This window comes from Corynebacterium xerosis NBRC 16721 = ATCC 373 (assembly GCF_001552415.1).
Taxonomy (GTDB): Bacteria; Actinomycetota; Actinomycetes; order Mycobacteriales; family Mycobacteriaceae; genus Corynebacterium; species Corynebacterium xerosis.
In genome coordinates, this window is sequence record NZ_BCRD01000001.1 from 71,907 (window position 1) to 90,341 (window position 18,435).

Consider the following 18,435-nt stretch of genomic DNA (forward strand, 5'->3'; position numbering starts at 1 on the left):
GGGAGTGGAGCCGGAGGCCGCGGTGCGGGGCGGCTGCAGCTACCCCAGCAGCACCGCAATGACGAGCACCACCGGCACGCAGGCCAACGTGGTCACCACCGCCGAATCGCGGGCCTGCACCGTGCCGCGGCCGAAGCGCGACGAGAAGGTGTAGACGTTCTGCGCGGTCGGCAGCGCGGCGATGACCACCGCCGCCAACAGCGCGTGGCCCTCCATGCCCAGCAGCACCGACGCGATGAACCACGCCGCCAGCGGCTGCCCGAGGTTCTTCAGCAGCGACGACACCAGAATCGCCCGCCTCGGCGCCGTGCCCTTGCGCAGCACCGTCGTGCCGTGCAGCCCGATGCCGAACGCCAGCAGCGCCATGGGCACGGCGGCTTGGCCGAGGAGGCCGATGGGGGAGGACAGGACCGTCGGCAAGCCATTCGGCAGCGCACCCGCCGCGAGGCCGAGGGCCGCGCCGACGAAGATCGGGTTCCGCAGCGGCGTCATCAGCGTGCGGCGGATGTCGAGCCTGCCGTGCCGGGACGTGAGCACGTCGAGGATGGTCAGGCAGATCGGCGCGTAGATCGCGATCTGGAAAATCAACGCCGGCACGATCGCCGTCGCATCGTGGAGCACGGCCGTCGCGATGGGAATGCCCAAATTGGCGACGTTGTTGTAGCTCGCCGACATCGCGCCGACCACCCGCTCCGGACCCCGCTGCCCCACGAGGGGCTTTGCGACGAGGAAGTAGATCACCGCGATCGTCAGAGCCGAACCGGCCGCGACGACGAACGCCTCGCCCAACGCGGAGCCGGCGTCCGCCGTCGACAGGGTGTGCAGCAGCATGCACGGCATGGCCACCCAATAGACGACCATGTTCAGCGCGTAGCCGCCGTTCTTGCCCAGCACCCCGCCACGGCCGACGAGCCAGCCGATCGCGATGATCAGCGCCACCGAACCGAAGCCGGTGAGGATCTCCGTGAGATCGGGCATGGGGCGGCGCCTTTCGGGTGGGGGTGGGGGTCATGCGCGGGGCCGACCTCCGAGCATAAGAAAACGGACCCGGTCGCCTCCCATCGGGGAGGGGATCGGGTCCGTTTACGCTGTCATCGCATGTTCATCGTCATGCGGCCAGCGCTGGAATCAGCCTTGCGGCGGGTGTTCGATTGATCGGCTTCCCGCCGACCAGCCGATTTAGCGGCTGGTGAACGGCAGGAGGGCCATCTCGCGGGCGTTCTTGACCGCGGTGGCGACCTGGCGCTGCTGCTGCGGGGTCAGGCCGGTCACGCGACGGGAGCGGATCTTGCCCCGGTCGGAGATGAACTGACGAAGCAGGTTGATGTCCTTGTAGTCGACCTTATCAACGCCGGCGGCCTTGAGCGGGTTCTTCTTCGGGCGGCGGGACTGCTCCATCCGCGCCTTCTTGTTGCTGTGGTTGCGCTTCATGTGAGTGTCTCCCTCTTACCAGCTGGACTTACGGACGCCCGGGAGCTCGCCACGGTGGGCCATCTCACGGACGCGGACGCGGGACAGGCCGAACTTGCGCAGGTAACCACGCGGGCGGCCGTCGGCGGCGTCACGGTTGCGGACGCGGACCGGGGAGGCGTCACGGGGCTGACGGTTCAGCTCGTACTGCGCCTCGGCGCGATCCTCGTCGGAGGTGTTCGGGGACTTGATGATGGCCTTGAGCTCAGCGCGACGCTCCGCATAGCGGGCGACGATCTCCTTGCGCTGCTCGTTCTTGGCGATCTTGGACTTCTTGGCCATGAGTTAGCGCTCCTCGCGGAATTCGACGTGCTTGCGGGCGATCGGATCGTACTTCTTCAGCGTGATGCGATCGGGGTTGTTCCGCTTGTTCTTCCGCGTGACGTACGTGTACCCCGTACCCGCGGTCGACTTCAGCTTGATGATGGGACGAATGTCATTACGTGCCATTTAGATCTTCTCCCCACGGGCGCGGATCTGCGCCACAACGGCGTCGATGCCGAGCTTGTCGATGGTCTTGAGACCCTTCGGGGACACCGTCAGAGTGATGGTGCGACCCTCGGAGGCGAGGTAGAACTTCTTGCGCTGCACGTTGGGGTTCCAACGGCGTGTGGTGCGCCGGTGCGAGTGGGAGACGGTCTTGCCGAAGCTCGGCTTCCGTCCCGTGACCTGGCAAATCGCCGACATGGGCTTTCCTTTGCTTCCTAGCCGCCCATCTGCCGGCAGCAACGCGCCGCACCGGGGCCAGAATCGCGGGTTCCCCTCCTGCTCGCGGTGCTTTCCGTGCGGGTCACGGTGGGCGGTTACGTGCGTGAACACTGCTTAGGTGCTCGGAGGGGAGTGCTCTTCTTCATCCGGGGCGCCGTCGTGCCAGGGCACTGGGCGTCAAACGAATAAACAGACAACAGCGAGGGTTTACCCTACAGGCCGGGTCCGCCGGATTCCTAATCGCCTGGGAGCGACCGTATTTGCCCCGGCCGCGAAACGCGTTTTTCCTTATGGGCGCCGCTGCGTGTAGGGTGCTAGAGGTTCATCGCCCTTGTCGTGGCGATGTTGCACGCATACGAACCCAACTCGGGCACGATCCGGGCCCGGTGCGATCCCATGATGCACGCCGCTCAACGCGTCGTAAAGCAAGGGGCCGCAACCCATGACGCCCGGAAGCGACCCGTAGTTCAATCCTGAGGGAATCGAAAGCATGAAGAAGGACATCCACCCCGACTACCACCCGGTGGTCTTCCAGGATGCGGGCACGGGCACTCAGTTCCTGACCCGTTCCACCGCAACTTCCGGCCGTACCGTCCAGTGGGAGGACGGCAATGAGTACCCGCTCATCGTCGTCGACGTGACCTCCGAGTCGCACCCGTTCTGGACCGGCGCCCAGCGCGTCATGGACACCGCGGGCCGCGTCGAGAAGTTCCAGCGTCGTTACGGCAACCGCGTTCCGCGCCGTACCAAGAAGAACTAAGAAGGAGGGTAAACCCACATGGCAGTTCCCAAGCGCCGCATGTCGCGGGCCAATACCCGCGCCCGTCGTTCCCAGTGGAAGGCCGACAATGTCGCCCTCCAGGAGGTCAAGATCGATGGCCAGGTGCACATGGTGCCCCGTCGCCTCGTGAAGGCCGCCCAGCTCGGCCTGGTCGACGTCAAGCAGTTCTAGTCGCCCGGCTTTCAGCTGGCACGGTCTTCATCGACCGAGTCTCTTGGCCGGCAACGGCCGCAATCGAAAGGCCCGCTTTCCCTCCGGGGGAGCGGGTCTTTCGGCGTTCCCGGGTTTTCGCGGGGCACTCTCAGCGCCGACTCAGCCGTTCACGGCACAATGGGGACATGAAGATTTTGGTGGTGGACGACGATCAGGCCGTGCGCGAATCCCTGCGGCGGTCGCTGACGTTCAACGGGTACACGATCGACCTCGCCGAAGACGGGGAGCAGGCGTTGGCGAAGATCTCGTCGGATCGCCCCGACCTGGCGATCCTCGACGTCATGATGCCCAAGCTCGACGGCCTGGACGTGTGCCGCCGGCTGCGCAGCGAGGGCGACGACTTGCCGGTGCTCATGCTCACCGCGCGCGATTCGGTGTCGGAGCGCGTGTCCGGGCTCGACGCCGGCGCCGACGACTACCTGCCCAAGCCCTTCGCGCTGGAGGAGCTGCTGGCCCGGGTGCGTTCGCTGCTGCGCCGTGCCGCGTTGGAGCCGACCACCAGCCAGGACCCGGTGACCCTGCAGTTCGAGGACCTCAGCCTCGACCCCGACACCCGCGAGGTGTTCCGCGGCGAGCGCGCCATCAGTCTGACGCGCACGGAGTTCGCCCTGCTGGAGTTGCTGATGAACAACCCGCGCCGCGTGCTGTCGCGCACGTCGATCCTCGAGGACGTGTGGGGCTACGACTTCCCGACCTCCGGCAACGCGCTGGAGGTGTACATCGGGTATCTGCGCCGCAAGACCGAGGCCGACGGCGAGTCGCGCCTCATCCACACCGTCCGCGGCGTCGGCTACGTCCTGCGGGAGACCGCGCCGTGATCCTGCGCCGCCATCGCGGCGCCGGGCAGTCCGCATCCGCGGATTCGCTTTCCGACGTCGACGGTAACGCGCCGGCCGCGGAGTTCCCCGACGGCGTCGGCCCCGACGACGGACGCTCCGGCGGCGCCACCGTGGTCGGGGCACCGGAGAAGCCGGGCCGGATCGGCCGGGCCGGCAAGAACGGCAAAACCGGCAAATCCGGGTGGGGTTCGAAGAAGGCCGGGCCGTCGCCAAGCGAGGACGAGGAATTCGACCGGGCCTTCAACTCCGGGTTCGGCCACCGGCTGTCGCTGCGCTGGCGGCTGACGCTGCTCACCGCGCTGATCGTGGCCGCCTCCGTGGGCCTGATGACGCTGGCGGCGTTCGTGACCGTGCAGGCGACGCTGTACCGCGAGGTCGACGACAACCTGAAGACGCAGGCCACGCAGCTGCTCAACTCGCCCTACGCGTCGGAGTTCGCCATCGAGCCGATCGTGACGGCGGATTCGCTGAAGATCCTCAACCCGGATCTCGACGCGATGTTCTTCGCCCGCGAAAGCGTCACCGGTCGTGGCGGCACCATCAACATCGGTGGCCCCGAATGGGCGGTGATCAGCGGAAACCGCATGGAATCGCTGCGCACGGACGAGTTCAGCAACAAGCGGATCTACGCCATCCACGACCCGTCGGGGGCGACGCTGGTGCTCGCGCACAGCCTCGAATCGACCAATGCCGTGCTGCGGTCGCTCGGCGGCGTGCTGTTCGTGATTTCGGCGATCGGCGTGTTCTTCGCCGCGGCGGCCGGCATCACCGTGGCCACCGCGGGCCTGCGCCAGGTGGCGCGGCTGCGCAGGGCCGCCGACCGCATCGCCGAAACCGACGAGCTGCGGCCGATCCCCGTGCACGGGCAGGACGAGCTGGCGCGGTTCACGCGAAGCTTCAACGAGATGCTGGCGGCGCTGCAGGCCTCGCGCATCAAACAGACCGAACTGGTCGCCGATGCCGGCCACGAGCTGAAGACCCCGCTGACGTCGCTGCGCACCAACGTGGAGCTGCTCATGATGGCATCGCGGTCGGGTGCGGCGATTTCCGCGAAGGACCGCGAGGAGCTCGAGGCCGACGTGATCGCCCAGATCGAGGAGCTGTCGACGCTGGTCGGCGACCTCGTGGACCTGGCGCGCGAGGACGGGCCGCAGCAGGTGATCGAGGAGGTCGACGTGGTCGACGTCATCGAGACCTCGCTGGAACGGGTCGAACGGCGCCGCCCGGACGTGACGTTCATTCTCAAGCTCAACGACTGGTTCCTGTACGGCGACCCGGCCGCGCTGGGACGTGCGGTGCTCAACCTCATGGACAACGCCGCGAAGTGGTCGCCGGAGGGTGGCACGGTGCGCATCAATCTGCGCCCGGTGTCGGAGGATCTGGTGGAGCTCACCGTCGCGGATTCCGGGCCGGGCATCCCGGAAGAGGACCGGGCCAAGGTGTTCGAGCGGTTCTACCGGGCAATCCAGTCTCGGTCGATGCCGGGCTCGGGGTTGGGGCTGGCGATCGTCAAGCAGGTCATCGCCCGCCATGGCGGCACCATCGCCGTGGAGGAGTCCGAGGACGGCGGCGCCCTGATGCGCGTGCGCATGCCGGGCTCCGCGCAGCGGTCCGCCGCGCCGGTCCTCGACGCGTAGGCCGCCGCCGCGGGGCACCCGGCGAGGCGGGCCCGAATCGGCGGAAATGCGAAGTTCGCCAAGTTCATGGACGCCACGCAGAAGGTTCTCAGCGTTCTGTCAGATCGGGGAGGCATGGTTACCTCCATGACGAACAACGATCCCCGGTGGAATTGGGGGACCGGCGGCGACGCCCGTCCCGAGCGCGACGACGCACAGTCTTCTCCGTCGGGGCTTTCGGGTTATCCGGGCCATCCCGGGCAGCCCGGGCAATCCGGGCATGCGGGGCCGCCCGGCAATCCCGCCAACACCGGGCAGTTCGGTGCGGTCGGTGCAGCCGGTTTCGGTGGCGGCCCCGCCGGTGCGACCGGTTTCGGTGGTGGCCCCGGCGCCCCTGCGGGCCCCGGCGGTCCGGGTGGCCACGGAGACCCGCGCGCCGAGCAGCAGGGCGGCGCGAAGAAGGCGAAGGGCCTCGGCGCGCTGGGCATCGCGGCGCTGATGCTGGGCTCCGCGGCGGTCGGCGGTGCGACGGGCGCGATCGTGACCAACGGTTCGTCGGGGTCTCCGGGGACGGAGGAATCGTCGAACGTCACCAATGCCCTCGAGGAGCCCGGTGCCGCGCGCGACGAGCCCGCGCCGGAGGGGTCGATCGAGGCCGCGGCGCAGGCGGCGTTGGACAGCGTGGTGTCCATTCAGGTGACCACGCCGCGCGGCGCGGGGTCCGGATCGGGGTCGATCCTGTCCTCCGACGGCCTGATCCTGACCAACCAGCACGTCGTCGCCGAAGCAGACCAGCCCGGGTCGCGGATGACCGTGCTGCTCAACGACGGCACGTCGCATCCGGCCGAGTACGTCGCCGGCCATGGCCCCAGCGACATTGCGGTGATCAAGGTCGCCGGCGTCAACGATCTGCGCCCGATCTCGCTGGGCGATTCGTCGAAGGTGGCGGTCGGCCAGGAAGTCGTGGCCGTCGGTTCGCCGCTCGGCCTGACGTCGACGGTGACGTCGGGCATCGTGTCGGCCCTCAACCGCCCCGTCGGGGTGTCCGGCGAGGGGGGCGAGTCCACCGTCATCGACGCGATCCAGACCGATGCCGCGATCAACCCGGGCAACTCCGGCGGCGCCCTGATCGACCTGGACGGCAACCTCATCGGCGTGCCCAGCGTCATCGCCTCCAACGGCGGTTCGGGCCAGCAGGCCGGCAGCATCGGCCTCGGTTTCGCCATCCCGGTCAATCAGGCCCGCCGCATCGCCGACGAGCTGATCGCCGAGGGGTCGGTGAAGATGCCGGCCATCAACGCGGCCATCGACACGCGGTCGCCTCTGCCGGGTGCGCTGGTCGGCGACGTCACGCCCGGGGGTGCGGCGGAGCGAGGGGGCTTGCGGGCCGGAGATTTGATCGTGAAAGTAGATGATCGCAGGGTCGACTCCGGTGTCGCTCTGATTGCCGCGATCAGGTCGCGGGCGGTCGGCGATACTGTCACACTGACCGTGACGGACGAAGAAGGGCGCGGCGAGCGCACCATCGGCGTCACGCTGGAGGCCGCCGGGGAGTGATCCCGGGCGTCCACCGAAACTGGCCGGAGCACGGCCGGATCTCCCCGCCCGGCGAAGGGCCGGGGCGGTCGTCGATTGCCCGCGAGGGCAGGCCCATGAGGGCATTGGAACGGGAGAAGGATTGTGCGACATGGGTGAATTGGAGAACGGCGTCCAGGGCTTGCAGTACGGCGATGACGTGCTGGCCCCCGACTTGGAGCCGGACGAGGGCAACCTCGAGGCCATCGAGCGGGAGATCGCGGTGGCGGCCCAGACCCGCCGTGCGCTGGTCGTCCTGGTGGGCGATCGCGCAGCGGAGGACGAGCGCACCGGCGAGCTGATGGTCGAGTTGCTGGAGGAGGACGGTTACCGCGTCGATGCGGTGGTCGCGTCCCCGTCGGAGAAGCGCCAGGTGCGCAAGGCCCTGGAGACCGCCGTCGTCGGTGGCGCGGATCTGGTGGTCACGGTCGGTGGCGTGGGCGTCAGCCCGCGTGACCTGGTGCCGGAGGCGACCCGAAAGGTACTGGACCGTCGTTTGTCCGGCATCGAGCAGGCGTTGCGCGCGTCGGGGCTCGCGGCCGGTTCGACGGAGGCCGGGCTGTCACGGGGCTTGGCCGGCGTGTCGGGTTCGACCGTGGTGGTCAACCTCGCCGACAGCCGCGCGGCCGTGCGCGACGGCATGGCGACGCTGGGGCCGCTGGTGTCCCACGTCATCGAGGATCTCGGCAGGTGGCGGGTGTGACCGCCTCCGGGGGGACGCCGTCCGGCGGGGCGGCTACCGGGCCGGGGGAGCCCGAGGATCATGAGCGGGCCGGGCGGTCCGGCGAGGGCGCTGCGTCACGACGCCGACGGCCCCGCCGTCGGGCCGGTGCCGCACCGGCGACGTTCGCGCGGAAGAAGTCGAGGCCGGACATGGGAAACCCCCCACCGGAATCCCCGGAAGACGTCCGGGATTTCGATGAGGGGTTCTGGCGCGACGAGATGCCGCCGCACTGGGGCTGAAATCTTTGCCCTATGTCGGGTCCGCGTGATGCGGGCCCGTTTTCACGTGGGTCGATCAGGTGGCCCGTGCATGGTGCCGAGCAAGCGTGCGCCCGGCATCCGCGTCGCGGCTCCGCTGGGAAGGGGCCGTGACGCTTCGCGTCTTAGGCGCGGTGGGCGCCACCGTCGTTGCGGCCGTCGAGCAGGTCACCGTCGACGTCCTTGTTCAGGGCGGCGTCCGGGGTGCCGTTCTGCTGCGCGAGCAGGTCGCGGATCTCGGTGAGCAGGTCGGCCTCGGTGACCTCGGTCTCGGCCGGGGTCTCCAGCTTGGCCTCGCGCAGCTGGTTGAACTTGTTCATCGGGGCGACGATGACGAAGTAGACCACGGCGGCGACGAGCAGGAAGTTGATGGCGGCCGAGATGACGGAGCCGAAGTCCAGGAAGGTGGACGGGTTGTCCGACAGGATGCGGAAGCCGAGGCCGTCGGCCGCGTTGGTGCCGCCGATGGAGTTGATCAGCGGCTGCATGAGGTTGTCGGTGAAGGCGGTCACGATGGACGTGAACGCGGCGCCGATGACGACACCGACCGCGAGGTCGATGACGTTGCCGCGCATGATGAATTCTTTGAAGCCCGAGAGCATAGTGTTTTCCCTTCGTAGCGGAAGCTTGACGGAACACAACATAATCGGTCATCACCGGAAATGCATCCCCCTGGGGTGAACGTCACATCCGGAGGGGGATTTTACCTCCGGTGACCAGTGCGTTTCCCGGTCGTCCGGGGCGCATTATTGAACATGGTGGCCAATATCCGGGGTTGTGTTTCGTTGCCCGGTTTGCCCGATTGATTTGCGGATGCCCGTTTGAGCATCGTCTGCCCAGGTCGTCGAGGATGACGTTGGCTTCATATGTGTAACGCTTTGTTGGCATAGGCCGGAGTTGGTCGGGCGTCCGACCATTTTGGGGCCGCCCAAGTCCCGATCGGGTTCGGGGGTGGCCGGGTCACCGGGACAGGACCAGCGTCAATGGCAGGTCCAGTCCCGCCGACGCCACGGTGGCCGCCGCTCCTGGCGGCAGCGCGAGGAGAACGACGCCGTCGTCGTCGGCGAGCACGACCCGCGCCCCATTGGCCACCGGTCGCGCCGACCCCGCCTCCGGCCCGGGGGCCAGCACGTCGACGACGTCGCCCGTGCGCAGCATCGGCGTCAGCCCCGAGTCTCGCGGCGCGACGGCGACGATGTGGGCGTCGGCGGTGCCGGTGAGGGATTCCGCGAGGGCCATGCCCGCGAACCTCGGTTCCGTGAGCACCTCGCCGCGGGTGAGCGGCCCCGCGGGAAGTTTGCCGATCGCATCTTCGGCCCGCAGGATCGCCTGGTCGGGCAGGTGGTCGTCGGGAAGGGGGACCTCGGTGACGTCCCCGTCACCGACCGGGGCGCCGGGCGCCACGTCGCGGGCGGCGACGACGGCCACGGTGGTTCCGGCGTCGGTTCCGAGCGCATCCTGCGCGGCCACCAGCATCGCCGCCGCCGCCAAAGCGAGCGCGGCCGCTTGGCGACGCCGCCGCGGCGGAAACCGCCGTGGCCGGCGATTGCCCGCCGTGTCGGTCGCGCCCCGCCGCTCTCGTCCGTGGCCCTCCCTTTCGAGTCCTCCGCCGATCCTCGTCCCCATGTTCCGCCCCCGTCCTCCCCGCAACTTTTCCGTCACTTCATTGGACGCGCCCGGCGGGGGTTCGGTTCCGTCGAATTTTCGGCGGGTGCACTCCTCGGTGTACGCGGTTCGGGTTCGGCCACTTCATCGGCGGTGATGACCGCATCCACGGGCAGGTCGTGGGCGTCGTGCGGCACGTCGTCGACCAGTTCGCCGGGGTGCAGGATCACCGCCACCAGGCCCGTCGCGTGGGCGAGGCTGCGGTCGTAGTAGCCGGCCCCGCGGCCCATCCGCATGCCGGATCGGTTGGCGGCGACCCCGGGCACGACGATGATCTCCGCTTCGGCGATGGCCTCCGGCGCCAGTCTGGTGCCCGTGGGTTCCGGCAGGCCGTACTTGCCCGGCTCCAGCGAGCCCGCCGCGTATTCCGCCCATTGCAGAGCCGCCGGCGGCCCGGGAGGGCAGACGGGAAGAAGGAGCCGGATCGGCGGCATCCCGTCGATCCGCGCCAAGGCGGAGAGGAAGGCATCGGGGGTCAACGACGTCGCCCCGGGCTCGACGTCGACGGGCACGTGCGCGGCGATGGTCACCGGGCGCGGCTCCCGCGAGGTTCCCCGTGCCGCACGCGTCTCCGCATCCGCCGGTGCGTCCGCCTCTGCCTCCATCGCTGCACCCGCCTCGGCACCCGTCCCGATCCGCGACGCGACCCAGCGGACCAGGCGTTCGGCGAGGCGGGCATCGTCCGCGGACCGCAGCGCCGGGTCGGAGGCGTTGCGGGCGGCGAGCAGCGACCGTCGCAAGGCAACCTTCGGCGAGTCCAGCGAACCCCGCCCCGAACTACGGTGTCGTGCCGTCTCGAGCCCCTTCTCCATGTGCGCGACACTACCGCCTGGCCTCCCGGGACGTGGCCGCGACAGTCGGTAGGGTGGCCGCATGACCACTCCGCACGACGCCCTCGACAACGCCGGAAGCGACGCCACCGGACGTGATGCCGCACGCACGGTGATCGTCCCCGCCGCCGGCATGGGCACGAGGTTCCTGCCGGCCACGAAGACGGTGCCGAAGGAACTGCTGCCCGTGGTGGACACGCCCGGCATCGAGATGATCGCCGAGGAAGCCGCCGCCGCCGGCGCCTCCCGCCTGGCCGTGGTCACCGCGCCGAGCAAGGACGGCGTGCTGGGGCACTTCAAGCCCCGCCCCGACCTGGAGGAGACGCTGCGCGAGCGCGGCAAGGACGACATCGCCGACAAGGTCAACCGCGCCCCCGAGGTCATCGCCGTCGAAGGCGTGGTCCAGGAAAAGCCCCTGGGGCTGGGGCATGCGGTGCTGGTCGCCGAGGAGCTTCTCGACGACGACGAAGAGGCCGTGGCCGTCATGCTCCCCGACGACCTGGTGCTGCCCCTCGGCGTGATGGAGCGGATGGCCGCCGTGCGCGCCGAATACGGCGGATCCGTGCTGTGCGCGCTGGAGCTGCCGCGCGAGGACGTGTTCAACTACGGCGTCTTCGACATCGAGGAGCCGGAGGAGGGCGCCGACGGCACCACCGCAGCGGACGTCAAGCGCGTGCGCGGCATGGTGGAGAAGCCGGCGCCGGAAGAAGCGCCGTCGACTTTCGTCGCCGTGGGCCGTTACCTGCTGGACCGCGCGATCTTCGATGCGCTGCGCCGCATCGACCGCGGCAAGGGCGGTGAATACCAGCTCACCGACGCCATCGAGCTGCTCATCCGCGAGGGGCACCCGGTGCACATCGTCATCCACGACGGTTTCCGCCATGACCTGGGCAACCCGGGCGGCTTCATCAAGGCGTGCGTCGACTTCGGCCTGCGCCACCCGGCCTACGGCAAGAGCCTGCGCCGCTACCTCGAGCGCCGCCTGCCGCAGGGCGATTCGCCCGACTTCTGCGACGAAGAGTCCGCCGCGGGCGCGAAGGGCGCCGGGGAGGCCTGATGCGTTCGGTCGAGGAGCAGCTCGCGGCCATCACCGCCAATGCGGCGATGCCCGCGCCGGTGCGCATTGCGATTTCCGAGTCGTTGGGGCTGCTCTGCGCCGAAGACGTCGTCGCCGAGCGGCCGCTGCCGGGGTTCGTGCAGTCCGCCATCGACGGTTACGCCGTCCGCGCGGTCGACGTGCGCGGCGAGTCGGGGGAGACGCTCGCCGAGTTCGACGAGGTGACCCTGCCCGTCGTCGGCGAGGTGTCCGCCGGTTCGCATCACCCGATGCGCCTTCAACCCAAGCAGGCGGTGCGCGTGCACACCGGCGCCCCGCTGCCGACGCTTGCCGACGCCGTGCTGCCGCTGGACTGGTCCGACCGTGGCGAGCGCCGCGTCACCGCGCTGCGCGCCGTGAAGTCGGGCGACTTCGTCCGCCGCGTCGGCGATGACGTGCAGCCCGGCGACGTCGCCGTATCCGCGGGCGCCGTGATTTCCCCGGCGCAGGTGGGCCTGCTGGCGGCCGTGGGGCGCTCGAAGGTGCTGGTGCACCCGCGCCCGCGCATGTCGGTGATCTCCATCGGCGCCGAGCTGGTCGACATCGACCGCGATCCGGGCCTCGGCCAGGTCTTCGACGTCAACACCTACGCGCTGGCCGCCGCGGGCCGGGACGCCGGCGCGGAGGTCCACCGCGTGGGCATCGCCGCCGGCGAGCCGCGCCGCATCCGCGAGATCATCGAGGGCCAGCTGATCAAGTCGGAGCTGCTGGTCATCACCGGTGCCGTCGGCGGCGCCGCCGGCGACGAAGTGCGCCGCGTCCTGTCCGAGATGGGCGAGATCGACGTCGAGCGCGTGGCCATGCACCCCGGCTCCGTCCAGGGTTTCGGTCTGCTCGGCGACGATCGCATCCCCACGTTCCTGCTGCCGTCGAACCCGGTGTCGGCGCTGGTGGTCTTCGAGGTCATGGTCCGCCCGCTGATCCGCATCGCGCTGGGCAAGGGCAATCCTCGCCGTCGCGCCGTCGCCGCCCGCGCCATTGCGCCAGTCGAGTCCGTGCCCGGTCGCCGTGGCCTGATCCGCGGGCAGCTCATGCGCGACCGCGAGACCTCCGAGTACCTGGTGCAGCCGTTCGGCGGGGCCACCGGTGCGCAGGCGCACCTGCTCGCGGGCCTGGCCGAGGCAAACTGCCTGGTGGTCGTGCCCGACGACGTCACCCACGTCCGCCCCGGCGACATCGTCGACGTGCTGTTCCTGGCCCGCCAGGCCTAGTCGGCCGCGGGTCGAGATCGAAGTAGGGGCCGGGTCACGTCATGGAGATGCGTTCGCAGCGGTTGGTCACCCGCGCCGGGATCGTCCGGCTGCGGCCCATCCGCCGTTCCGACTCCGAGGAATGGCGCGCCGCCCGTGACGCCGACCGGGAGATCCTCCGCGCAGTCGAGCCCACCGGCCCGGACGACTGGGACCGCGCCAATTCGCCGCGGGCTTTCCGCGCGATGCTGCGCCGGTCGCGCTCGGCGGAAGCGGATGGCCACGCCGCCACCGCGGCCATCGAGCTCGACGGCCGTTTCACCGGCCAGATCACGCTCGGTTCCATCCGGCCCTTCCCCGTGGCCACGTGTTGGGCGGGGTACTGGGTGCATTCGGCGCATTGGGGAGGAGGCGTCGCCACCGCCGCATTGGCCCTGGCATGCGACCATGCCGCGGCGCTGGGCATGAACCGCATCGAGGCCACCGTCCTGGCCGACAACGCGGCCTCCCGCACGGTGCTGGAACGCTGCGGTTTCCGCGAAGTCGGCGTCGTCCGCGAGGCCTTCCACATCGACGGGGCGTGGCGCGATCACCTGCTCCTGGAACGTCTGGCGTCGCAGGGCAGCGCGGTGGACGGGCTGGTCGCCGGAGGAGTCGTCGCAAAGCTGCGCGAAGACGGCGAGTGACCCGCACCCGCCGCATTCGCCGGGGACCCGCCGCGCGGGGCCCGGACCCCGCCGGACATGCGATGGTTGCCTCGCGAAAGGTTCGGCGTGGCGGGGCCGCATTGCCGCCGGCGGGGGTTAACGTTGGTCCAAACCCATGCCAGGTCGGGGAAGGGCCTGCTGCACCCGGGGACATTTCCGACGACAGGAGGAATCCCGACCATGTCGAGCTCTCTGCTCCTCGTGCTCATCGTCGTGGTGTGGCTGTTCGTGCTGGCACCGTTGGTGGTCAACACGAGGCAGCCCATCCGGCGCACGTCCGAGGCACTCGGCCGCACCCGTCTGCTGCACCAGGGCGGTGAGTCGGTGGCGACGCGCCGCCGCCGCCCGACGCTGTCCGAGCGCGACGTCCGCACCCCCGACGAGGAGGTCGACGAGTCGCTGGAGACCGTCGACGCCGAATTCGACGATGCCCGCGACGCCGACCGTGATTCCGGGCGGCGCGCGGATCGTGCGCGCGATCTGGACGACGACATCCTCATCGACGACCTCGACGACGCCCGGGCCGACGTGCCCGCGGTCGTCGAGGGCGACGTGGTCTACGAGCTCGAGCCGGGTGCGTCCGGCGCGCGCACGGCCGAGTCCCTCGACGATGAGGCGGTCGCAGATGATCCGGGCGACTCCGGCTCCGACTACGAGGCCGACTCCGACTCTGCCGCGGATTCGCTTGACGACGACGGCCGCGTCGCCGCAGCGGCCGACTCGGATTCAGGGGCGGATGCGGACTCCGATGCGGACTCCGACGCCGTGACGAAGGCGGAGACCGACGCCGAGCGCGCCGATGGCACCGCCGAGCGCCGCTCCGTCGCCGACGCCCATGCCGCGGACGTCCGCGCGTACCTGTCGCCCGAGGACTTCCTCGTGGTGGACGACGCCACCGCCGTCACCGCCGACTCCGGCACCGGCGCCGACGCGACCGCCGACTCCGATGACGCGGATGCCGCCGCCACCTCAGACGGCGCGGCGAAGGCCGCGGACAGGGATGAGGCGGCGCTGATCGATGACGACGAGGCCCGCGGCGACTCCGACGGCACCACCGCCGATTCCGTCGAGCGAGCCGGGGACGCCGACGACTTCGACGACACCCTCACCGACGATGACCTGGCCTTCGCCGAGCGCCGCCGTGGCCGCGGCGGCTTCGACCCGGTGTCGGACGCCCGCTACTCCGAGACCCGTTTCGCCCGTCGCCGCCGCAGCGTCGGCGTGCTGGCCGCTTTCATCGTCGTCGGCGTGATCCTGGGCGCGCTCGTCGGTGGCTGGACCTGGTGGGTCCCGCTGGCCGGTGCCGGTCTGATGGTGCTGTACCTGGTGTACCTGCGCCGGACGGTGATCGCGGAAAACGAGCTGCGGGCCCGCCGCATCCGCCGCATGAAGATGGCCCGACTTGGCGTGCGCAACTCGGAGGACGAGGAGCTCGGCGTCCCCGAGCGCCTGCGCCGCCCCGGCGCCGTCGTCGTCGAGTTGGACGACGAGGACCCGGATTTCGCGGATCTTCCGTACGCCACGTACGAGTTCCCGGAGGAGGACATCCGGCGGGCCGCGGGTCAGTGACCTGCTGATTTTGGCCCCCGGGGTGGGGCTGTTAAAGTTGCTTTCGTCGCAGACGCGGTCCCGGTACCTTCGCCGGAATCCGGGGCCGTGTGTGCGCGAGGGGCTATAGCGCAGTTGGTAGCGCGTCTCGTTCGCATCGAGAAGGTCAGGGGTTCGATTCCCCTTAGCTCCACGCTCGACACCCGGGTGTCAGCGACAAGGGTTCTTCCGAAGGGGTTCGGAAGGGCCCTTTTTCGCGCTCGGAGCACCCCGGCTATCCTTCATCCCATGGACCGACCCGCCGTACGCGATGGAGCGTTGCTCGTTCTCCGCCTCATTGTGGGCGTGATCTTCATTTCCCATGGGTGGGACAAGATCTTCATCACCGGCGTCGACAAGACGACCGGGTACTTCGTCGCGGCGGGCATCCCGCAGGCGGAGATCACCGTGTGGCTGGTGGCCATCGTGGAGTTGGTCGGCGGTGCGCTGCTGATCCTGGGGCTGCTGGCCCCGGCGGTGGCGGCCGTGCTGATCGTGGAGATGCTCGGCGCGCTGTGGGCCGTGCACCTGGGCAATGGCCTGTTCATGCGCGACGACGGCGCGGAGCTGGCGCTGTCGCTCATCGGCGGCCTGGTGGTGGTGTGGGCGTTCGGTTCCGGCCGGGCGAGCCTCGACCGGATGTTCACCAGGTAAGGGGAGGGGCCGGATGGATTGCCAGGACGTGCGCGCCGCGTTGTCGGCGCGGTTGGACGGGGAGCCGTCCGGTGCCGACGACGACGTCGTCGACGCCCACCTCGACGCCTGCGACGAGTGCCGCGCGTGGTTCGAGAAGGCCGTGGCGCTCAACCGCTCCCTGCTCATGGGGCCGGCCGCCGAGGGCGCGTCCGCCGGCGCCGGTGGCCCGGGCGGCCGCACCGCGCTTCCCGACGCCGCCGACATGGCCGCATTGTCGGAGCGCATCCTGTCCACCGTGGAGCCGCAGCGTCGCCGGCGCGAGCGCACGTGGCTCTTCATCGCGGGGTCCGCGCGCGTGCTGCTGGTGGTACTCGGCGTCCTGCACTTCGCGTGGGGCGTCGAGCTGCTGCTCGGCGCCGGTGGCGCGATGACGCAGGCCGCCGTCGATGCCGGCGCCGCGGCATCGGTCGGCGCGGAATCGGGCGAGGCCGCCGCCGCGGCGGCCGAGGCGCTCGACGAGATGGTCGCCCCGTCCGTCGACGCCGCCGCGATCCGCATGGCCTTCGCCGTCGGCATGTTCTGGGCCGCGTGGCGGCCGCGCGCCGCAATGGGCATGACGCCGGTATACGGCGCTGCGGCGATGTTCTCCATCGGCTTCGCCACCCGTGATCTGGTGCTGGGGACCCTGCAGTTCACCGATGTCGCGGCGCTGGCGCTGATGGCGGTGTCGGCGATCGCGCTGGGTCTGGTCTGGCTGGGCGGGTACACGCCGGCGGCGATGGCCCAGGCGTGGCGGGCGGCATCGGGCCGTCCGGTCCGGGGACTGCCGGGCGAGTTGGAGTAGCTACTTCCAGCTCGGCAGCCACAGGCGCAGTTCGAAGGTCTCCAGCGGCAGCGGGATGCCGGTCATGATCGGCAGCCAGAACAGGAACGCCGCCACCACGACGGCCAGATGCGCCGCCACGAGCCCGACGCCCACCGCGCGCCCCCTGGGCCGCCAGCGGGCGACGTCGGCGGCGATGAGGGCCATGGCGACGATCACGAAGGGGATCAGCGCGGTGGCGTAGAAGAAGTACATCTGGCGGTCGTGGGCGATGACCCACGGCACCCACGACGCCAGGAACCCGACGGCGGGCAGGGCGTAGCGGCCGTCGAAGCAGACGATCCACTTGTAGACCACCCACACCATGACGGGGACCAGCAGCCACCAGATCGGCGGGGTGCCGAAGAGCATCAGCCAGCCCTTGCATTCGCGGCCGCCCAGGCACGTCGTTTCGGTGGAGTAGTACAGCATCGGTCGACCGGACCAGAGCCACTCCCAGGGCTTGGATTCCCAGGGGTGCTCGTGGCCGCCGGACGTCGTCAGCGATCCGTGGAACTCCAGGACGCCGCGCTGGTAGTGCAGCCAGTTCTGCACGGCCTCGGGCAGCCACCCGGTGCCGGGGATGCCGGTGTCGCGCTGGTCCTCGGCGAGGTGCCGGTACACCGACGTCTCCTCCGCGAACCACGAGCGCCACGACAGCAGGTACACGACCAGCGGCACCGCCACGAGATGCCCCAGGGCGGGCACGGTGTCGCGGGCCAGTGCCCCGAGCGTCGGCTTTCCGACGCCCGCGCGCCTGCGGTCGACCAGATCGGCGAACACGCTGAGCAACCCGAACGCCGCGATGTAATACAGCCCGGACCATTTCACGCCGAGGGCGAGCCCCAACAGGACCCCCGCCGTGAATCGCCACCAGCGCCAGGGCAGGGGAGGGCCCAGGTCGTCGTCAAGCGGCAACGGACCGGCCGCCAGCCGCCGCGCAACCTGGTCCCGGTCCACGGTCAGCGCCCACGCCGCGCCGAGGATGAACGCGGTCTGGATGATGTCGAGCATGCCCATTCGGGAGGACACGAACAGCACGCCGTCGGCGATCGCCAACACGCCGGCGACGACCGTGGCCAGCGTCGAGCCGGACAGGCGGCGGGTGATGTCCATGATCGCCAGGACCACCAGCACGCCGGCGACCGCCGACATGAAGCGCCAGCCCAGCGGCGTGTAGCCGAACAGCCACTCGCCGATGGCCATCACCTGCTTCGCCACCGGCGGGTGGACCACCAGGCCGAAGCCGGGGTTGTCCTCGATGCCGCCGGAAATCGGGTCGCCGGTCGATCGCAGGATCTGCCACGCCTGCGGGACGTAGTGCTTCTCGTCGAAGACGGGGGTGCCCTGGTCGGTGGGGAAGCTCAGGCCGACGAATCGGGAGATCGCGGCGACCAATCCGAGGACCGCGAAGACGCGCGTGTCCCACGGCGTCCAGCGGACGGGGACGCGGAGCCGCTTGGGCTGCTTCGGTTCCTTGGGGCGCTTGGGCTTCTTGGGCCGCCTCACCCGCGTCGTCGTCGCCGGGCCAGTTGCCGTCGCCGTCGCAGTCGTCGTCGACGGCGGAGTCGCAGCCGCCGTCGCCGGGGCCGCGGCGTCGGCCGGAGTCGGATCCGGCGCGGCACCGTCACTCGTCGGCTCGGGCGGGGGCTGGGTCACGACCCCGATGATAGGCAAGG

Annotated in this window: 21 protein-coding genes and 1 tRNA gene; 13 read left to right on the forward strand and 9 right to left on the reverse strand. The window is 70.1% G+C overall.

All coding sequences use genetic code 11. From position 1 onward, the window contains the following. Positions 1-39: 39 nt before the first annotated feature. The 5 genes from CX1_RS00355 to rpmB form a co-directional block, all read right to left on the reverse strand. Positions 40-978: an AEC family transporter gene (locus CX1_RS00355; protein ID WP_046649901.1), complete on the reverse strand. Its 939-nt coding sequence runs from the start codon at positions 976-978 to the stop codon at positions 40-42. Positions 979-1,179: 201 nt separating this feature from the next. Then, positions 1,180-1,431 carry a 30S ribosomal protein S18 gene (gene rpsR / locus CX1_RS00360; protein WP_046649900.1) on the reverse strand — a complete coding sequence of 84 codons (252 nt, stop codon included), beginning with the start codon at positions 1,429-1,431 and terminating at the stop codon, positions 1,180-1,182. 15 nt (positions 1,432-1,446) lie between these two features. Further along, positions 1,447-1,752, reverse strand: coding sequence for a 30S ribosomal protein S14 (rpsN, locus tag CX1_RS00365; protein ID WP_046649899.1), 306 nt, complete (start codon positions 1,750-1,752; stop codon positions 1,447-1,449). 3 nt (positions 1,753-1,755) lie between these two features. Next, positions 1,756-1,920 (reverse strand): 50S ribosomal protein L33, encoded by a 165-nt coding sequence (gene rpmG / locus CX1_RS00370; protein ID WP_018019289.1) that lies wholly within the window; start codon positions 1,918-1,920, stop codon positions 1,756-1,758. After that, positions 1,921-2,157: a 50S ribosomal protein L28 gene (gene rpmB, locus CX1_RS00375; RefSeq protein WP_046649898.1), complete on the reverse strand. Its 237-nt coding sequence runs from the start codon at positions 2,155-2,157 to the stop codon at positions 1,921-1,923. It lies immediately after the preceding gene. A gap of 511 nt (positions 2,158-2,668) precedes the next feature. On the opposite strand from rpmB, the gene CX1_RS00380 reads away from it, so the two are divergent. The 6 genes from CX1_RS00380 (at position 2,669) to CX1_RS00405 (ending at position 7,905) form a co-directional block, all read left to right on the forward strand. After that, positions 2,669-2,938, forward strand: a complete 270-nt coding sequence (locus CX1_RS00380; protein WP_046649897.1) for a type B 50S ribosomal protein L31 — start codon at positions 2,669-2,671, stop codon at positions 2,936-2,938. An 18-nt stretch (positions 2,939-2,956) separates the two neighbouring features. After that, entirely contained in the window at positions 2,957-3,130 is a 174-nt protein-coding gene (gene rpmF, locus CX1_RS00385) for a 50S ribosomal protein L32 (RefSeq protein WP_035119544.1), read from the forward strand. Between the two features lie 167 nt (positions 3,131-3,297). Continuing rightward, positions 3,298-3,990: a response regulator transcription factor gene (locus tag CX1_RS00390; protein WP_046649896.1), complete on the forward strand. Its 693-nt coding sequence runs from the start codon at positions 3,298-3,300 to the stop codon at positions 3,988-3,990. Then, positions 3,987-5,648, forward strand: a complete 1,662-nt coding sequence (locus CX1_RS00395) for a HAMP domain-containing sensor histidine kinase (RefSeq protein WP_255217615.1) — start codon at positions 3,987-3,989, stop codon at positions 5,646-5,648. Before CX1_RS00390 ends, CX1_RS00395 begins: the two co-directional genes overlap by 4 nt. A gap of 126 nt (positions 5,649-5,774) precedes the next feature. Then, on the forward strand, positions 5,775-7,184 hold the full coding sequence (locus CX1_RS00400; RefSeq protein WP_052753096.1) for a S1C family serine protease: 1,410 nt from the start codon (positions 5,775-5,777) through the stop codon (positions 7,182-7,184). A gap of 130 nt (positions 7,185-7,314) precedes the next feature. Continuing rightward, the gene (locus tag CX1_RS00405; protein ID WP_046649894.1) at positions 7,315-7,905 is read left to right on the forward strand and encodes a MogA/MoaB family molybdenum cofactor biosynthesis protein; all 591 of its coding nucleotides are present in this window, start codon (positions 7,315-7,317) and stop codon (positions 7,903-7,905) included. Between the two features lie 403 nt (positions 7,906-8,308). On the opposite strand, the gene mscL is transcribed toward CX1_RS00405, so the two are convergent. From mscL to CX1_RS00420, 3 genes are all read right to left on the reverse strand, one after another. Beyond that, entirely contained in the window at positions 8,309-8,785 is a 477-nt protein-coding gene (gene mscL / locus CX1_RS00410) for a large-conductance mechanosensitive channel protein MscL (protein ID WP_046649893.1), read from the reverse strand. 358 nt (positions 8,786-9,143) lie between these two features. Further along, a complete protein-coding gene (locus CX1_RS00415) occupies positions 9,144-9,653 on the reverse strand; it encodes an SAF domain-containing protein (RefSeq protein ID WP_060925128.1) in 510 nt (169 codons plus the stop codon). 188 nt (positions 9,654-9,841) lie between these two features. Further along, entirely contained in the window at positions 9,842-10,660 is an 819-nt protein-coding gene (locus tag CX1_RS00420) for a 5-formyltetrahydrofolate cyclo-ligase (protein ID WP_082718944.1), read from the reverse strand. A 61-nt stretch (positions 10,661-10,721) separates the two neighbouring features. Here CX1_RS00420 and CX1_RS00425 point away from each other — a divergent pair, with 61 nt between their 5' ends. The 7 genes from CX1_RS00425 to CX1_RS00455 all read left to right on the forward strand — a co-directional run bounded on the left by CX1_RS00425 (position 10,722) and on the right by CX1_RS00455 (position 16,738). Next, the gene (locus tag CX1_RS00425; protein ID WP_046649892.1) at positions 10,722-11,735 is read left to right on the forward strand and encodes a UTP--glucose-1-phosphate uridylyltransferase; all 1,014 of its coding nucleotides are present in this window, start codon (positions 10,722-10,724) and stop codon (positions 11,733-11,735) included. Next, complete coding sequence (gene glp / locus CX1_RS00430) at positions 11,735-12,985, forward strand: molybdotransferase-like divisome protein Glp (protein ID WP_046649891.1); 1,251 nt, start codon at positions 11,735-11,737, stop codon at positions 12,983-12,985. The genes CX1_RS00425 and glp overlap by 1 nt, the downstream gene beginning before the upstream one ends. 41 nt (positions 12,986-13,026) lie before the next feature. Next, positions 13,027-13,650 (forward strand): GNAT family N-acetyltransferase, encoded by a 624-nt coding sequence (locus CX1_RS00435; protein WP_244465421.1) that lies wholly within the window; start codon positions 13,027-13,029, stop codon positions 13,648-13,650. Between the two features lie 201 nt (positions 13,651-13,851). Beyond that, entirely contained in the window at positions 13,852-15,240 is a 1,389-nt protein-coding gene (gene sepX / locus CX1_RS00440; protein ID WP_046649890.1) for a divisome protein SepX/GlpR, read from the forward strand. Positions 15,241-15,339: 99 nt separating this feature from the next. Then, positions 15,340-15,412 (forward strand) — tRNA-Ala (locus CX1_RS00445). A 95-nt stretch (positions 15,413-15,507) separates the two neighbouring features. Beyond that, entirely contained in the window at positions 15,508-15,912 is a 405-nt protein-coding gene (locus CX1_RS00450; RefSeq protein ID WP_046649889.1) for a DoxX family protein, read from the forward strand. A gap of 13 nt (positions 15,913-15,925) precedes the next feature. After that, positions 15,926-16,738, forward strand: coding sequence for a zf-HC2 domain-containing protein (locus tag CX1_RS00455; protein WP_060925129.1), 813 nt, complete (start codon positions 15,926-15,928; stop codon positions 16,736-16,738). Here the strand turns inward: CX1_RS00455 and CX1_RS00460 are convergent, their stop codons facing one another. Beyond that, positions 16,739-18,415 (reverse strand): dolichyl-phosphate-mannose--protein mannosyltransferase, encoded by a 1,677-nt coding sequence (locus CX1_RS00460; protein ID WP_244465420.1) that lies wholly within the window; start codon positions 18,413-18,415, stop codon positions 16,739-16,741. Between the last annotated feature and the right edge of the window lie 20 nt (positions 18,416-18,435).

Bases quoted from the DNA above. Each gene is read 5' to 3' on its own strand.
- CX1_RS00355 (WP_046649901.1), bottom strand. From the start codon at position 978: ATGCCCGATCTCACGGAGATCCTCACCGGCTTCGGTTCGGTGGCGCTG.
- rpsR (WP_046649900.1), bottom strand. From the start codon at position 1,431: ATGAAGCGCAACCACAGCAACAAGAAGGCGCGGATGGAGCAGTCCCGC.
- rpsN (WP_046649899.1), bottom strand. From the start codon at position 1,752: ATGGCCAAGAAGTCCAAGATCGCCAAGAACGAGCAGCGCAAGGAGATC.
- rpmG (WP_018019289.1), bottom strand. From the start codon at position 1,920: ATGGCACGTAATGACATTCGTCCCATCATCAAGCTGAAGTCGACCGCG.
- rpmB (WP_046649898.1), bottom strand. From the start codon at position 2,157: ATGTCGGCGATTTGCCAGGTCACGGGACGGAAGCCGAGCTTCGGCAAG.
- CX1_RS00380 (WP_046649897.1), top strand. From the start codon at position 2,669: ATGAAGAAGGACATCCACCCCGACTACCACCCGGTGGTCTTCCAGGAT.
- rpmF (WP_035119544.1), top strand. From the start codon at position 2,957: ATGGCAGTTCCCAAGCGCCGCATGTCGCGGGCCAATACCCGCGCCCGT.
- CX1_RS00390 (WP_046649896.1), top strand. From the start codon at position 3,298: ATGAAGATTTTGGTGGTGGACGACGATCAGGCCGTGCGCGAATCCCTG.
- CX1_RS00400 (WP_052753096.1), top strand. From the start codon at position 5,775: ATGACGAACAACGATCCCCGGTGGAATTGGGGGACCGGCGGCGACGCC.
- CX1_RS00405 (WP_046649894.1), top strand. From the start codon at position 7,315: ATGGGTGAATTGGAGAACGGCGTCCAGGGCTTGCAGTACGGCGATGAC.
- mscL (WP_046649893.1), bottom strand. From the start codon at position 8,785: ATGCTCTCGGGCTTCAAAGAATTCATCATGCGCGGCAACGTCATCGAC.
- CX1_RS00420 (WP_082718944.1), bottom strand. From the start codon at position 10,660: ATGGAGAAGGGGCTCGAGACGGCACGACACCGTAGTTCGGGGCGGGGT.
- CX1_RS00425 (WP_046649892.1), top strand. From the start codon at position 10,722: ATGACCACTCCGCACGACGCCCTCGACAACGCCGGAAGCGACGCCACC.
- glp (WP_046649891.1), top strand. From the start codon at position 11,735: ATGCGTTCGGTCGAGGAGCAGCTCGCGGCCATCACCGCCAATGCGGCG.
- CX1_RS00435 (WP_244465421.1), top strand. From the start codon at position 13,027: ATGGAGATGCGTTCGCAGCGGTTGGTCACCCGCGCCGGGATCGTCCGG.
- sepX (WP_046649890.1), top strand. From the start codon at position 13,852: ATGTCGAGCTCTCTGCTCCTCGTGCTCATCGTCGTGGTGTGGCTGTTC.
- CX1_RS00450 (WP_046649889.1), top strand. From the start codon at position 15,508: ATGGACCGACCCGCCGTACGCGATGGAGCGTTGCTCGTTCTCCGCCTC.
- CX1_RS00455 (WP_060925129.1), top strand. From the start codon at position 15,926: ATGGATTGCCAGGACGTGCGCGCCGCGTTGTCGGCGCGGTTGGACGGG.